This window comes from Thiocystis minor (assembly GCF_016653465.1).
In the GTDB taxonomy this organism is placed as follows: domain Bacteria; phylum Pseudomonadota; class Gammaproteobacteria; order Chromatiales; family Chromatiaceae; genus Chromatium; species Chromatium minus.
Genome location: NZ_NHSQ01000079.1, coordinates 20,465 through 35,219, shown reverse-complemented (window position 1 = coordinate 35,219; position 14,755 = coordinate 20,465). Strand labels below are relative to the sequence as shown.

Annotated in this window: 15 protein-coding genes; 4 read left to right on the top strand and 11 right to left on the bottom strand. The window is 65.7% G+C overall.

Features of this window, described 5'->3' with window-relative positions; translation table 11 throughout:
- Positions 1-261: 261 nt before the first annotated feature.
- The 5 genes from CCR95_RS10895 to CCR95_RS10875 form a co-directional block, all read right to left on the bottom strand.
- Positions 262-966 (bottom strand): 3-keto-alpha-glucoside-1,2-lyase-like domain-containing protein, encoded by a 705-nt coding sequence (locus CCR95_RS10895; protein WP_201094255.1) that lies wholly within the window; start codon positions 964-966, stop codon positions 262-264.
- Positions 963-2,360 carry an ABC transporter permease subunit gene (locus CCR95_RS10890; protein ID WP_201094253.1) on the bottom strand — a complete coding sequence of 466 codons (1,398 nt, stop codon included), beginning with the start codon at positions 2,358-2,360 and terminating at the stop codon, positions 963-965. Before CCR95_RS10890 ends, CCR95_RS10895 begins: the two co-directional genes overlap by 4 nt.
- On the bottom strand, positions 2,329-3,045 hold the full coding sequence (locus CCR95_RS10885; RefSeq protein WP_201094251.1) for an ATP-binding cassette domain-containing protein: 717 nt from the start codon (positions 3,043-3,045) through the stop codon (positions 2,329-2,331). The genes CCR95_RS10890 and CCR95_RS10885 overlap by 32 nt, the downstream gene beginning before the upstream one ends.
- A gap of 129 nt (positions 3,046-3,174) precedes the next feature.
- Entirely contained in the window at positions 3,175-4,521 is a 1,347-nt protein-coding gene (chrA, locus tag CCR95_RS10880; protein ID WP_201094249.1) for a chromate efflux transporter, read from the bottom strand.
- Complete coding sequence (locus tag CCR95_RS10875; RefSeq protein WP_242523179.1) at positions 4,518-5,465, bottom strand: chromate resistance protein ChrB domain-containing protein; 948 nt, start codon at positions 5,463-5,465, stop codon at positions 4,518-4,520. Before CCR95_RS10875 ends, chrA begins: the two co-directional genes overlap by 4 nt.
- 147 nt (positions 5,466-5,612) lie before the next feature.
- Between CCR95_RS10875 and CCR95_RS10870 the strand changes: the two genes are divergently transcribed.
- A complete protein-coding gene (locus CCR95_RS10870) occupies positions 5,613-7,505 on the top strand; it encodes an ATP-binding protein (RefSeq protein ID WP_201094248.1) in 1,893 nt (630 codons plus the stop codon).
- A 74-nt stretch (positions 7,506-7,579) separates the two neighbouring features.
- Positions 7,580-8,233 carry a two-component system response regulator NarL gene (narL, locus tag CCR95_RS10865; protein ID WP_201094246.1) on the top strand — a complete coding sequence of 218 codons (654 nt, stop codon included), beginning with the start codon at positions 7,580-7,582 and terminating at the stop codon, positions 8,231-8,233.
- Between the two features lie 530 nt (positions 8,234-8,763).
- Here narL and CCR95_RS10860 read toward each other — a convergent pair.
- Both CCR95_RS10860 and CCR95_RS10855 read right to left on the bottom strand, forming a co-directional pair.
- Positions 8,764-9,213, bottom strand: coding sequence for a tetratricopeptide repeat protein (locus tag CCR95_RS10860; RefSeq protein ID WP_201094245.1), 450 nt, complete (start codon positions 9,211-9,213; stop codon positions 8,764-8,766).
- Positions 9,214-9,351: 138 nt separating this feature from the next.
- The gene (locus tag CCR95_RS10855) at positions 9,352-10,857 is read right to left on the bottom strand and encodes a multiheme c-type cytochrome (protein ID WP_201094244.1); all 1,506 of its coding nucleotides are present in this window, start codon (positions 10,855-10,857) and stop codon (positions 9,352-9,354) included.
- A 307-nt stretch (positions 10,858-11,164) separates the two neighbouring features.
- Here CCR95_RS10855 and CCR95_RS10850 point away from each other — a divergent pair, with 307 nt between their 5' ends.
- Together CCR95_RS10850 and CCR95_RS10845 are read left to right on the top strand one after the other, a co-directional pair.
- Positions 11,165-11,746, top strand: coding sequence for a c-type cytochrome (locus CCR95_RS10850; RefSeq protein WP_201094243.1), 582 nt, complete (start codon positions 11,165-11,167; stop codon positions 11,744-11,746).
- A gap of 11 nt (positions 11,747-11,757) precedes the next feature.
- Complete coding sequence (locus CCR95_RS10845) at positions 11,758-13,038, top strand: NAD(P)/FAD-dependent oxidoreductase (protein WP_201094242.1); 1,281 nt, start codon at positions 11,758-11,760, stop codon at positions 13,036-13,038.
- A gap of 73 nt (positions 13,039-13,111) precedes the next feature.
- On the opposite strand, the gene CCR95_RS10840 is transcribed toward CCR95_RS10845, so the two are convergent.
- The 4 genes from CCR95_RS10840 to CCR95_RS10825 all read right to left on the bottom strand — a co-directional run bounded on the left by CCR95_RS10840 (position 13,112) and on the right by CCR95_RS10825 (position 14,738).
- Positions 13,112-13,258, bottom strand: coding sequence for a hypothetical protein (locus CCR95_RS10840; RefSeq protein WP_201094241.1), 147 nt, complete (start codon positions 13,256-13,258; stop codon positions 13,112-13,114).
- A gap of 57 nt (positions 13,259-13,315) precedes the next feature.
- Positions 13,316-13,528, bottom strand: a complete 213-nt coding sequence (locus tag CCR95_RS10835) for a hypothetical protein (RefSeq protein WP_201094240.1) — start codon at positions 13,526-13,528, stop codon at positions 13,316-13,318.
- Between the two features lie 99 nt (positions 13,529-13,627).
- The gene (locus CCR95_RS10830) at positions 13,628-14,062 is read right to left on the bottom strand and encodes a ribonucleotide reductase subunit alpha (RefSeq protein WP_207188588.1); all 435 of its coding nucleotides are present in this window, start codon (positions 14,060-14,062) and stop codon (positions 13,628-13,630) included.
- 205 nt (positions 14,063-14,267) lie between these two features.
- Complete coding sequence (locus CCR95_RS10825; RefSeq protein WP_201094238.1) at positions 14,268-14,738, bottom strand: universal stress protein; 471 nt, start codon at positions 14,736-14,738, stop codon at positions 14,268-14,270.
- Positions 14,739-14,755: the final 17 nt, after the last annotated feature.

Genomic DNA, 14,755 nt, shown 5'->3' with positions numbered 1-14,755 from the left:
GGCTTTCCCTGAAGTAGCGCAAGCCGTTGAAAGACCAAGCGAAAGACTCCTAGATACCTCCTTGGTGGTAGTCGCCCATTGAACCCAAGCGACTGAAATCATGGCTCTTTCATCCAAACATCCAGCGCGCGGCGCGCCGGGATTCTCGCTTTGGCGATTTGGTGGTACTCCCTTTGGCCCGTCGCCGATCCGCGACACCCACCTTCAAGGCGTGCCTGGGGCCGTTGGCAGGTAGCGCCAGGTAGTGGCCGTGCTGTCCCGCTACCGGCCCGACGGCTCGACTCGGAAGTCGTCGAAATACACCAGGCTGTCGGCCTTGGACCATAGTCCGACGCGGCCCGAGACCGGCCCGGACAGCTTGTGCTCCAGATAGCGCTTGCCATTCAGCCAGCCCTCGACCCTGTTGCCCGTGACGGTCAGTTTCAGTTCGTGCCACTGGTCGTTGGGGGTCGGCGTGTTGCGCACCCATTCGACCGAGGAGCGTTTGCCTTTCTGAGTTCTGAACAGCACCAGATTGTCTTCGAGGCAGTTGGCACGCAGGGTCAGATAGTCGCCGTTGGGCTGAACGTCGAAGAGAATGCCCGCCGCCTGGTCGATGCGTCCGGCCACGCCCTTGAAGCGCAGCGTGATCGTACCTTCCTTGAAATCCGCCACGTCGTTCATCACCGCGATGGGGTAGTAGGCATAGGACTGAACGTTGTCGAGGAATTCGGCGTAGCGCTCGCCGTAGAGGGCGCGGGCCTTGTCGGCGAGCCCGGCCGAGGTCTGGCCGCGCGCCCATTTGGTGCCGTTGACCGACAGGCGCTTGTTGCCGCCGTCGTCGACGACGATCCAGTTGCCCACGGCGGCGGCGAAGGACTTGGGCTCGGCGCCGACGGTCTCGCTGTCGAAACCCTGCACCGATGGCGCGGCGAGGACGGGGGACGCCAGGGCGGCGAGCAGTAGGGGAAGAACGTGTCGTTTCATGGCGGCGCTCCTTGGATCGCTCGAAGATGGGACGGAAGCCGGCCGGGTCGGGCGAGAAGCCCGGCGGCCAGCAGGATCAGGATCGGCAGCAGTGCGTAGAACCAGATTTCAGCCATCCGCGCATCGGCCACCAGCGGGTGGCCCGGATAGGGCTCAAGCGCCACCGGCGTCACCTGGACGCCGGCCAGTTCGTGCAGCAGCGGCAGGATCTCGCGCGGACTGTTGGAGCGGCTTTCCGCGCGCTGCTCGCCGTACTGGTAGACGATCAGCCCGTAGCGGTCGTCCTGGGCGGCACCGAAGATGCCCGTCTTGCCAGTTTCCGCCCAGCGCACGGTCAGACCCGGCACCAGGCGCTTGAGCTTGCCCAGCAGGTTGCTCGCGTATTCGCGGGCACGGCTATCTTCCGGTGCAAGATGCAGCGTGATCGTCAACCCCCGGTCCATGCGGGCGAGCTCCGCCTCGTCGGCCGGGTTGAAGCTGTTGCGGCGGTCCTCGGCCAGATCGACCGACTGCGGCGTCAACGCCGCCGCCAGAAGCGTCAGCAGCGCGCCAACTCCGGCACTGCCACGCATCCATCGCGCGCGCGCGGACAAGCCGGGTGGCAGGATCAGCGTGCAGAGCGCCGCCAGACCCAGCCCCATCACCGCCAGAGCGGCGGCCTGGCCCACCGGGAACAGCCCGCGCTCGAAGGACTTGAGCGCCTGGGTGGGCGAGAGATCGCCCAGCGCCTTCAGCCATTCCGGGCCGGTGGCGGCGGCGAAATCGAGCACCCAGAAGCCGAGGGTGAAGGCTAGCGTCACGATGGCGGCGGTGGCCGCCGATTCGGCGAGCGCCGCCGCGAAGAAGGCGATGCCGGCCACCGCCAGCGCGTAGAGGGCGTGACCGAGGAAAAGGTTGGCGGTCTCGGCAAAAGCCAGATGACCGCCGGACAACCGCCAGAAAGCCAGTGCCGAGAGCGGCACGACGAGGCTCATGAACCAGGCGGTCCCCACCGCCGCGAGCTTCGCCGCAACCTGCAAGGCAAGGGGCAGCGGCCATTGCAGCGCCAGCTTGAGGGCGCCACTTTCCCGGTCCTGGCCGAGGGCGCGGATGGCGACGAAGGGAAACAGCAGCGTCGTGCCCAGATAAAAGGCGCCGAGGGTAGGCACCAGGATGCCGTCCAGCGGTGTCATGGCGCGCGCCATTTCCGGAAATTGCAGCGCGGTGCGGCTGGCCTCGCCGAACAGACGCGCCGCCTCGACGTAGCCGTAACCGGCCAGCGGCGCCAGGATCAGCAGCAGCGCCCAGAAGGCGCGGCCGGCGAGCAGCCGGCGCAGCTCGTGGCGGAATAGCGCGGCCAGCGGGCGTACCACGGCGACGGACTCATGCGGTGAGACCAAGGAACACCTCCTCAAGATCGGCTTTGCCCGCGCTCGCCAGTTCCGCCAGTTCCGCCAGCGTGCCCAGCCCCAGGCGGCGGCCGGCATCGAGCAGCAGCAGACGGTCGCAGATGCGCTCGGCGTCCTTCAGTTGATGGATGGAGAGGATCAGCGCCCGCTCGGCGGCCACCTCGCGCAGCAGGTCCATGACGTGCAGGGTCTGACGCAGGTCGAAGCCGTCGAACGGCTCGTCGAGAATCAGGATTGGCTGCGGCGTGAGCAGCGCCAGCGCCAGCAGCAGACGGCGCCGGTAGCCCTTGGAGAGCGCGTCCACCCGCTTGGCCATTACCGGCGTCAGTTCCAGCCAACGAAGCACCCTGGCTTCCCGATCCAGGGGAAAGCCATGCAGTTCGCGGAACAGCCCGGTGACGCGCCAGACCGGCTGATCGCTCCACGGTGCGATGCCGTCGGGCAGGTAGAACATCGCCTCGCGCCGTCGCTTGACAGGGATCGGTGTGCCGCCAAGGCTGACGTCGCCGCCGTCGGCGGCCAGTAGACCGACCAGGCACTCCATCAGCGTCGTCTTGCCGGCGCCGTTGGGGCCGATGATGCCGAGGATCTCGCCGTGCGACAGATCGAAATCGACATCGTCGAGCACCAGCGCCTCGCCGTAGCCTTTGCTGATCCCGCGCACCGACAGCAGGGGCGCCGCCTGAGTCATGTCAGGCTCACCTTGCCCGTGAACGGATCGGCCTTGAGCTTCGCTTTACTGGCCCTGGGCGCGGCAAGCGTGGTGAAAGCATCGCGGGTTTTCATGGGTCTCTCCTTGCGGCCGGCGTTGTCTCGCGCATCAAACGACGTGGGTGTAAACGAGGCCGATGACCGCGCAGACCCCGATGACCTTCATGACGTCCTGCTTGTACTTCCACAGGGCCATGAAGGCGGCCACCGAGATCAGGGCGTAGAACCACTCGAAGCCGCCGGAGAACGGCGCCGCCTCGCTGGCGCGCGGCCAGATCACGTGCCAGCCAAAAAACAGGGCCAGGTTGAGGATGACGCCGACCACGGCAGCGGTGATGGCGGACAGTGGCGCGGTGAACTTGAGATCGCCATGGGTGGATTCCACCAGCGGCGCGCCGGCCAGGATGAAGACGAAGCTGGGCAGGAAGGTGAAAAAGGTCGCCACGCAGGCACCGGCGAGGCCGGCCAGGAGCCGGGCGTCCGGGCCGAAGATCTCTTTCGTCCAGGCACCGACGAAGCCGACGAAAGACACCACCATGATCAGCGGCCCCGGCGTGGTCTCGCCCAAGGCCAGGCCGTCGATCATCTGGGTGGCGGTGAGCCAGCCATGGGTCTCCACGCCGCCCTGGTAGACGTAGGGCAGCACGGCGTAGGCACCGCCGAAGGTGACCAGGGCGGCCTTGGTGAAGAACTCGCCCATATCCTTCAGCACCGGGTCGCTCAGGGTCAGCATGGCCGCGCCCCAGATGACCAGCGCCGCCGCCAGCAGCAGGGCCAGGTACAGGTGTCTGAACCTGGCGTGCGCCGGCGCGGGCGTATCGTCGTCGAGCACGGCCGGACCGTATTGCTGGCTGGAAGCCCCGTGGCCGCCGCCGATCTTGAACTTGTCCGGCATGAGCCTGCCGCCGATGACGCCCAGCATGCCGGCGCCCAGCACGATGTAGGGGAAGGGCACCTGCAAGGCGAAGATGGCGACGAAGGAAGCCGCCGCCAGGGTCCACAGCACCCTGTTCCTCAAGGCCCGCGAGCCGATGCGCCAGGCGGCGAATACGACGATGGCCACCACGGCGGGCTTGATGCCGTTGAACACGCCCTGGACGAAGGTGAGGTCGCCAAAGGCCATGTACACGTAAGTCAAGGCCGCCAGGATGAACAGGGATGGCAGCACGAACAGTGTTCCGGCGACGATGCCGCCCCAGGTGCGGTGCAGCAGCCAGCCGATGTAAATGGCGAGCTGCTGGGCCTCGGGACCGGGCAGAACCATGCAGTAGTTGAGTGCGTGCAGGAAGCGGCGCTCGGAGATCCAGCGGCGTTTCTCCACCAGTTCCTGATGCATGATGGAAATCTGCCCGGCCGGGCCGCCGAAGCTGATGAAGCCGAGCTTCAGCCAGTAGACGAAGGCATCCGAAAAGGAGGGATAGGCGGGCCGCGATTGTGACGGGGGCGGGGCGTTCATTGGGTTTGCTCCTTGTAAGTTCGCAGCAGCCAGTCGAAGACCTCGGACGCCCGCGCCAGCAGTGTGTCGTCGTCGGACTCGGATGCCCGCAATCCCGCAAGCAGCGACTCGATGCCCGGAGCGTCATGCACCGGCAGCCCGCCCACATCCAGGCAATGCACCAGTTCACCCAACCGCGCGAGCGCCGAGTCGGACTCCAGCCCGAAGCTCGCCAGCAGCGTCTCGAAGGTGACCTTCGTCCCCACGTGGCTGAAGGCGGCACCGTCGAAGTCGAAGCCGAGCCAGTCGGCCCGGCAGTCGGCGGGGCTGGCCAGCCAGACGATGTGCGCGTCCGGATCGATGAAACGCCGGATGAGCCAGGCCGAGGCGAGCCGGTCGACCCAGGGACGCGCCCGCGTGGCCCAGGTGCGATTGCGGTAGGTGGTGCGATCCAGGCTCGCAATCGCCGTCTGCCGAGCGGTTGGCTCGTCGGGGGAAAGATGCCGGGCGAGCACCTCGCGTGACTCGTCCACGACCGCCAGCGCCTGCCGCTGGGACTCGCCAGGGAAGAAGTCCACCCGCACCACCTGCTCGAACCGGCGCGTCAGGGATTGCATCCTACGCCCGACGGCCGCGGCGCCGTCGGTGCCCTTCAGGTCGGCCCGCAGGCGGCGCGCATCCTCGACGACGGCGGCATAGTCCTCGCCACGGTCGAACAGAGACCGCAGCCTGGCCTCCTGAGCATCGTCGCATCCCGACAGGCGATAGACCTCGCCGCTGCCCTGAGCGTCCAGCGCCTCCCCGGCCACTTCCTCCAGGGCCGTTGCATGCTCGGATGACTCAGGCAGCAGGTAGACACCGTCGCGCAGGGTGGCGCAACCCAGCGCCTTGAGCGCGCGCCAGACACGCATGCGGCCGGTCGAAGCCTTGCTGGGCAAGCTGATGAAAAGGGCGAGAAAGCTCAAATCCGGACTCCGATGTAAGCAAGGGATATATTTGTAACATATAAAACATACAGTAATAACTATAACCAAAAATATCAGATTCTCAAGCCTCCAGTTGAGGCATAACCTAATCGAGTCATCAATCCCAGGGTGCCTGATGCCATCCACATGAACAGATCGCGCGATCCATCCCGGCGACGGCCGATCCTGGTCGTCCTGGGCTTCTTGCTGGCCGGGGTCGTCGCCCTGGGCGTGACCGGCATGGTCAGCTCGCTCGTGATCGCGGAGATCAATCGGGGGATGGCGACGGCGGTGAACCAGTCCGGCACCCTGCGCATGCAGTCCTACCGCATCGGCATGGCGCTGGCGGACGAGCGCGTCCCCTGGCCGGCGCGGCGCGCCGAGGTCGAGCGACTGGCGGCGGAATACGAGCAGCGTTTGATCAGCGCCCGGCTGACGGCGGCGCTGCCGCTGGATGCGAGCGATCCGGTGCGGCTCGCCTACGAGCGGGTGCGCTGGCGCTGGACCCACGAGATGCGCCACACCCTGCGCCGCTTCAGCGAGACCCCCGAGCCCACCCCCGCGATCCGCGCCGAGCGTCTCGCCTATCTGGACCAGGTGGACGATTTCGTCGACGACATCCACACCCTGGTACGGGTGCTGGAAGAGCGCGCCGAGCATCACATCGACCTGCTGCGCTGGATTCAGGCCAGCGCGCTGGTCCTCATCATCGCGCTCGTGCTGGTCAGCCTGGTGGTGGTCAGGCGCCGCGTGGTCGCACCGCTCGGGGCGCTGCTGGAGGGCGCCGACCGCGCCCGTCGCGGCGACTTCTCGGGCCACACCCGCTTCGTCGGGAGCGACGAGCTGGGACGGGTCGGCGCGGCCATGAACCTCATGACCCAGGGGCTCTCGCGCCTCTACGGCAAGCTGGAGGAGCGGGTGGCGGACAAGACCCGCGACCTGGAGCGCTCCAACCGCTCCCTGTCCCTGCTCTATCGGACCAGCCGCGCGCTCGACGAGTCGCCGCTCTCGGACGCCACGCTGGGCCAGGTGATCGCGGACATGCGCCAGCAGCTCGGGCTCGCGGGGGTCGCCATCTGTCTGCGCGACGATCTGCGGGTGAATGGCCGCGACTGTATCGGCACCGCGCCCATCCGACGGCCAGGCGCCTCCTGTCCGGTGGACGACTGCGGTCTCTGCGCGGGTCCGGCACTGGCCGAGCCACCCGACTTCGACGCCGCCCCGATCGTTAGTTTCGCGATTCGCGACCCGGACCGCGTCTACGGAACCCTGCGCGTCGCCCTTCCCCCCGGCGGCGCCCTGGAGCCCTGGCAGCAGCCGCTGCTCGAAGCGCTGGCCGGGCACTTGGCCAACGCCCTGCACCTCATGTGCCGTCTGCATGAGAGCCGGCGGCTCGCCCTGCACGAGGAGCGCGGCATCCTCGCGCGCGAGCTGCATGACTCGCTGGCGCAGTCGCTGTCCTATCTCAAGATCCAGGTCGCGCGCCTGGAGGCCGCACTGCGCGAATCCGGCGGCGGTAGCGATCGCAACCTGCCCACGCCCGCCGAGATCCTGAGCGAGATCCGCGAGGGCCTCGGCAGCGCCTACCGCCAGCTCCGCGAGCTGCTGACCACCTTTCGGCTTCGCATCGACGGGCGCGGGCTCGCCAACGCACTGGCCGAAACGGCCGAGGAGTTTCGCCGGCGCGGCGACATTGCCATCGCGCTCGACGACAGCCTGCCCGCTGGGCTGCTCTCGCCGAACGAAGAGGTGCATGTCATGCAGATTATCCGCGAGGCGCTGTCCAACGTGGTGCGTCATGCCGAGGCGAGACACTGCCAGATCCAGCTCGACACCGCCGGGAACGAGATCCAGGTTACTATCGCCGACGACGGCAAGGGCCTCGACGAGTCACCCCCCGAGCGGGGGCATTACGGCCTGACCATCATGCGGGAGCGCGCCCAGACGCTGGGCGGCAAACTCCAGATCGCGAGCCGCCCGGCGGAAGGTACCCGCGTCAGCCTGGCGTTTCGCCCGCGCGGGCTTGAAGGGGGCGGCTGAAGACAGCCGCGATCATCCCATCCGTGATCATCCTGGACGAGCGCGTCGCAACCGGCGCCGGAGGCTAAAGAAGCATGCACGAGGCCATTGACACCCGCGTCCTGGTCATCGACGACCACCCGCTCTTCCGCAAGGGGGTTGCGGACCTGATCGCCATGGAGCCCTCGCTGCGCCTGGTCGGCGAGGCGGCGGACGGCGAAAGCGGACTGCGGCTCGCCCGCGCGCTCCAGCCCGATCTCGTCCTGCTCGACCTCAACATGAAGGGCCTGGACGGTATCGAGACGCTCAAGCGGCTGCGCGCCGACGACGCACTCGACGCCCGCGTCGTCATGCTCACCGTCTCCGACACCGAGAGCGATGTCGTCGCCGCGCTGCGCGCCGGGGCGGACGGCTATCTGCTCAAGGACATGGAGCCCGAGGACATCCTCGCCCTGCTGCGCGAGGCCATGCGCGGGCGGCTCGTCATCAGCCCCCAGCTCACCGAGCTGCTCGCCCGCGCGCTGCGCGACGCCCCGCTGCCCAAGACCCCGGACCAGGCCGACCTGACCCCCAGGGAGCGCGAGATCCTGGAGCTGCTCGCCCAGGGCTGGAGCAACAAGCTCATCGCCCGCGAGCTCGACCTCGCGGTCGGCACCATCAAGGTCCACGTCAAGCACATCCTCAAGAAGCTGGGATTGAAAAGCCGGGTGGAGGCGGTGGTCTGGGCGGCGAAGACGCCCAAGGCATGATGTCTACCGCGTTTCGTTGTGCCCCAGCACCACAAAAGACGCTGCTGATGGCACCTCGGGCGTCCAACCACCTATTTCCCACATCCATTGCGAAACGCTCTTATCCATTCGACGTCCTTCCAAACGAAGGGCCTCGGCAGACTGCTTCAGCCCACCGCAAACAGATTCGCTGACCGATGGCGCCTGGTTACCGATAACCGCCTAGACTTCAGCCACGCTCGACTTATTCACGCTTTTTTTCTGGCGAACGCAGGCAGAACCTGGGGCCTTTTACGACTCAGAACCGACAGTCGCCCCTCGCACTCAGAGGTGGATTCGTCCTATGACCCATGACCTATCACTCGCCCCAGGAAGCGGATCGGACGGAGTTTGACATGAGCCGTCACTCACACCGCTGACCCGAGCGACCGTTGGACGCGGTTATGTGAAGCTTCACATAACCGCGTAAAGTCACTACCGATCATTCGGCGACGGCACAGGCATGATGCCAGAGCACCACATTCCCTGGATCTAGATCAAATGAGCCAATCTCAGTGCGTCGACTCGCCACCTGATCCAGCACCGCCACGCCCATCGAGCCAGACGACGAGGCGGTCGATCTCCTTGCCTTTAGCGGGATCAATGCCTTTCGCTTCGACCAGGGCGGCGCGGGCCAACCCGTAGCGACCGAGATGGATCTCGGCGACGGCCATGCCGATGAAGGCTTGGGCGTTGCGGGGGTCAAGCATGATCGCCTCGCGGAACTGGCCGATCGCGGCGGTCTGATCCTGTTTCAGGAGCAGGGCGCCGCCGAGTCGGGTGTGGGCCAGCGGAGAACGGGCATCCTGGGCGACGGCCTGTTCCAGCACCCGCACCGCCGTATCGATCTCGCCGGTCTGGAGCTTGGACTCGCCCTCGCGGATGAGTCCGGCGACATCGGTGGCAGCGGCCATCTGGGACAGGATCGCGAGCGCGATGAGCGTTGAAAAAGTGAAACGCATAAGGGTTCCTCGGGATAGAGCGAGCGGCGGCAATCCCAGGAACGCGCGGTCGAGCACCTGGGATCGCCGAGTTGTACGCGGTTTACTGAGTTCGGACCGTGGGCCGGAGGGTCGAGTCCCACTCGGCTCTCCCAGGGCTTACTTCATGGAGCCCTTCCCATACCGGGCCTCGAAGCCCTTGCGTACATTGTCGAGCTGCTCCGTGCTCATGCCGTTGAAGTACCAGTCATGCCCTTCGTTGGAGGCGAAGTGCTTCTTTAGCATGGCGTCGGCGAAATCTTCGTTGCCGTCCTTCTTGTGCACGACTTCCTTCAGCTCGGGGATCCACTCGAAGTAGGTGTTCTTGCTGACATCGTAGATGCCGTGCCACCAGGTGTAGTCCGGGCCGTTCATGGAGGCGCCATGACGGGCGCGGCGTCCCTCGTGATGCCAGATCTCCCACCAGACCCATTCGATCTTCTCGTCGAAGGGCGCGGGCGTGATGTAGCCGGCCGTTTTCAATTCGTCCATGACGGCGGCGATCGGCTTGGCGAATTTCTCGTTATAGAGATCGACGACATCGTCGAACTGTTTGTAATGCCCCTCGATCACGCTGGTCGAATGACAGCCGAAGCAGACCGCCTCCATCTTGGCGCGGCGGTCCTTCCAGGTCAGTACCTCGATGACGGTGGAGTCCTTGGCCGCGTCGCCGACCTTGGGGATCTCCTTGCCTTCGGGCACGTCGAATTCCTGGCCGTTCTCCAGCCGGACCAGATTGATCTTGGTGGAGATGGGCGGGCGCAGGGTCCAGGAGATCCGTTCGCCGACGTTATGCGTCTTACCGATGCCTGGACCGGCGCTCATGTGGCAGGTCGCGCAGGTCGGGGCTGCGCTGTAGTCGACGCCGGCGACCCATTTATCCGACTCCAGGTTCATCTCGTCGACCTTGGCGCGGTAGATGATGCCGTGCTTGGATTCGTTATAGATCTCGATCTGCGGATGGTCGGGGCCGACGTGACACTTGCCGCAGGTATCGGGCGTGCGGGCCTGGGCGCGCGAGAAGCGATGGCGTCCGTGACAGGCGGTGCAGGAGCCGAGACTGCCGTCCGGATTGACGCGGCCGATGCCGGTGTTGGGCCAGGTGCCGGGCGTGGGACGGCCCTTGTCCTTGCCCTCGGTAATGAATTCCAGTTCGCCGCCGTGACATTGCTTGCAGCCGGCATTGACCGCGGCCGGACCGCCGACCACCTCGCCGAGCAGATTGTCGAGCGAGGCGAGAATCTGACCGGCCTTGGCGTGGTGCGAGCCGTCCATCTCCTCGAACTCGGTCTTGTGGCAGGTCGAGCAGTCCTTCGGCGTGACGACGATGGAAATCAGCGCGTCCTCGTGCTTGAAGGCGTCGATCTCGCCCTCCTTGGCCTGATGACAATCCAGACAGGTCACGCCGGCCTGACCGTGCTGGCTGCTGTTCCACTCCAGATAGAGTCCGGGACTCTCGATCATGTGGCAGTCCACGCATTCCTGACCGCGCGGATCGCCCCAGTCGACGCCCAACTCGCCGCCTGGACGCGCGGCATTGGCCGCGGTCGCCAGGATCAACAGACCCGAGGCGAGACCGACCCTGATCAGCGTGCCCGCGATGGAGCCTTGCGGCTGTCGCTTCATGGTGCATTCCTCTTTGGTTTTTTTATGATCGGTCAGCGGAGGCGAACGGGAGCCTGTCGGTTCCGGCGTCACGGCTGATCTGTCCGTGGCCCTGCCGGGCGGGCTGAATGGCCTGCCCGCGCGACGGACCTTAATTTTGTCGCCTGCGTGAAGGTGCCCATCGATTGGCCGCTCGGCCTTGATCCAAATCAAGGCCAGGATCGCCCGGCTCGGAGAGAGTCGGCACAACGAAAAAAAGAGCGTCAGCACCGCGGCGGAACCACGCGCTGCGTCGGCTCGGCGCCCGCCCCACCAAAGGAGACTCCTCATGCGACATCGCGCCTCGCTGTCCTTGTGCGCGCTCGGGCTGCTGACCAGCCTGAACCTTCAGGCCGCTGGCGTGCGTTCGCCGAGCATGCTCGCCAATACCTGCGCCGGCTGTCACGGAACCAACGGCACCAGCGCCGGAGCGCAGATGCCGAGCATCGGCGGCATGGACAACGGCTATCTGTTTTCGGTCCTCAGCGACTACAAGCTCGGCGTGCGCCCTTCCACCATCATGGGCCGTATCATGAAGGGCTATTCCGATCAGGAAATCTGGGCGATCGCGGCCTTTTTCGGCGAACAACCCTGGGTCTCCACGGATCAGGTCGCGGTCGCCGACCGCATCCACGCGGGCCGCGAGATCCATGAGCGTCAATGCGAGAGCTGCCACGAAGACGGCGGGCGCGGGCAGCACAACGAGTCGCCCCGCATGGCGGGTCAGTGGTCCGGCTATCTGCGCTATGCGCTGGAGATCTGTCGGGACATCGGCCGACGCTGTCATCCCAACAAGATGGGCGAGCGCGTCATGGCCCTGTCGGACCAGGAGATCGAAGCCTTGGCCGGATTCTATGAGAGCGAGAAATGAGGGCGATCCAGATGACTGACTTGCAGCGCAGGGCCTTCCTCAAATCCTCGGCGGTCGCGCTCGGCGCGGCCATGCTCGGTGTCTCGCCCGGCGTGTCGGCGGCGGCGCCCAAGGCGCGGGTGCTGGTGGTCGGTGGCGGGTTCGGCGGCACCATCGCCGCCAAGTATCTGACCATGGCCGACCCGGCGATCCGCGTCACCCTCATCGAAAAGGATCCGGTGTTCCTCTCCTGCGCCATGAGCAACGAGGTGCTGAGCGGGGAGCGTGACCTCAAGGATCTGACCTTCGGCTATCGCGGACTGGCGCGGCGCGGCATCGCGGTGGTGCAGGACGAGATCCTGGAGATCGACCCCGTTGCGCACTTCATTCGCGGCGCCAGCGGCGGCCGCTACAACTATGACAAGCTGATCCTCTCACCGGGCGTCAGCTTCCGCTGGGACAGGATCGAGGGGCTGACCCAGGAAGTGGCGGAGCGTTTCCCGCACGCCTGGAAGGCCGGTCCCCAGACGCTGAAGCTCCGCCAGCAGTTGGAGGCGATGGAGGATGGTGGGGTCTTCATCATCACGGCCCCGCCGAACCCCTTTCGCTGTCCGCCAGGCCCCTACGAACGCGCCGCACAGGTCGCCCACTACTTCACAAAGCACAAGCCGAAATCCAAGATCCTCATCCTCGACGCCAAGGACGCCTTCTCCAAACAAGGGTTGTTTCAGGCCGGCTGGAAACAGCACTACGGCGACATGATCGAATGGGTCTCGGGGGCATCGGGTGGAATCGTCGAAGGCATCGATCCCAAGACCGGCACCCTGATCGGACAAGTAGAGGAGTTCCAAGGGCAGGTCATCAACCCGATTCCGCACCAGAAGGCCGGCACGCTGGCCGAATCAGCGGGGCTGACCGACGCCAGCGGCTGGTGTCCGGTCGATCAGCGGACCTTCGCCTCGACCCTGCATCCGGACATTCATGTGATCGGCGACGCCTGCATCGCCGGCACCATGCCGAAATCCGGATATGCGGCGAACTCCCAAGCCAAGGTGTGCGCGGCCGCCATCGTCGCCGCCGTCTCCGGCGCGCCAACGCCGGAGCCCTCCTACGTCAATACCTGCTACAGCCTCATCGCGCCCGAGCACGGGATCTCGGTCGCGGGGGTCTACGCGCTCGCGGACGGACGGATCGTCGAGGTCGAGGGGGCCGGTGGAATTTCTCCGAGCGACGCCGATGACCGCATCCGAGCAGTCGAGGCCCGCTTCGCCCACGACTGGTTTCGCAACATCACGGCGGATATGTTCACCTGACCCAAACTCATCTGACCGGCCAGCTCGCATGGACAGGGAGCCTGGCTTACCCCTGGTGACACATCGCCGATCCTCAGTGGCTCGTCGCCAGCCGCGGCGGTATCCCCTCACGATCAAACGCCAGGCAGCTCGCGACCTGCGCGCCGCGCACGGTTTCGACCATGCGGTCGAGCGCCTGGTTGATCGCATGCACCCTTTGCGGATAAGCGGCCGTGATCACGGGACAAATGACCGATAGGACGCTTGTCGTTCTCATTTCGATGCGTTTCCAAGGGGCTCACCAGTCCTCCGGCGGCAATCCCATTTTACCGATGGCGGCGAGACGCGCGCGCCGCTCCTTGGCGAGCTTCCGCACCTGTCCAACACCGGGCTTGAGCTCAATGGCGGCGGCCAGGGCTTCCTCGACCGTTGCCGCCTTGCGCGCCTGATTCGGCGCGTCGGGGAATTGCGGCTTGTGTGGTTCGTCGAGCAAATCGATAGGTGTCGTCATCAATGGATCTCAGTCTGACTCATGGTGGGCGAAGCGGTCGAATCCAGCCGCGGACTGGTCCATCGCGTTGCGTGGGTGGGCCGGATCCGACTCGGATCCTCAATGGCTGGTCGCCAGTCGCAGCGGTATCCCCTCGCGATCAAACGCCAGGTAGCTCGCGACCTGACCGCCGCGCACGGTCTCGACCATGCGGTCGAGCGCCTGGTTGATGGCGAGCGGCGTGGGCGGTCGGTTGCCGATGCCTGGCAGGGCGGCGGCGAAAATCACCGCCCAGTCGTCGATGTGTGCATCGGCCTCGCTGGCGAATGCCGCAAAGCCGGGGATCTCGTGCAACGCCTTGTCCACGCAGATGATCGGTGCCAGATGTCCGCCCTGGCCGGCAGCGAAGCACGCGGCCTGATCGGGGGTGTGGTCGGCGGGCAGTTCGTTGCGCGTAAACACGAAGAGCAATTGCTGCGGCTCGGCTTGTTGCCGGGCCAATTTCAGGAAGTCGTCGAAAGATGTCAGCTCGAGTCCGGTCGTCATGGGCGTCATGGGCGTCATGGCCTCTTGGTTTCAGCCAAGCAAGATGGGGTGAACCGCAAAGGGCACGAAGAACACGAAGGATTTCAGTGCATCGTTCACCCGATGGCATTCAGCCAAGTGATGAGCGGCACACCTGGGGTAATCTTCGGTTCTGTTTTGCGTCCTTTGCGTCCTTTGCGCCTTCGCGGTTCCGATAGCGAAGCGCTGGACCGGATCAGACCGCATCTCCCCATCGGTAAATCAACACTGGGATCCGAGTCTCCGTCAAAACCCGCTGCGCCTCGCTGCCGATCAGTCTGGCCTTGAAGCCCTTGCGGCCATGCGAGGCCATGAAGATCAGATCAGCCCCACACTGATCGGCCGCATCGAGGATGCCCTCGTGCGGACTATCGGTCGCTGTCGTCATGGTCTTGCAAGGCACGCCGGCCTCGCGGCAGATGTTCTCGGCGAAGTCCAGACTGCTGCGCGCCGCCGCGTCAACCGCCTTCTCGAATTGCCCGCGGGTCTTCGCGTCGACGAGATCGCCGTCGAAGATCGCCGCCGAGAAGGTGGTCGAGGCGATCTGCTCCCTGGCATGGTAGGCGGTGATCCGAGCGCCAAGCGTTTTCGCCAGGGCGGCCGCCGCCCGGCAGGTCTCTTTCGCAAGATCGGTTCCGTCGGTCGGAACCAGGATGTGCTTGAACATGGTCGTATCCCTCCGGA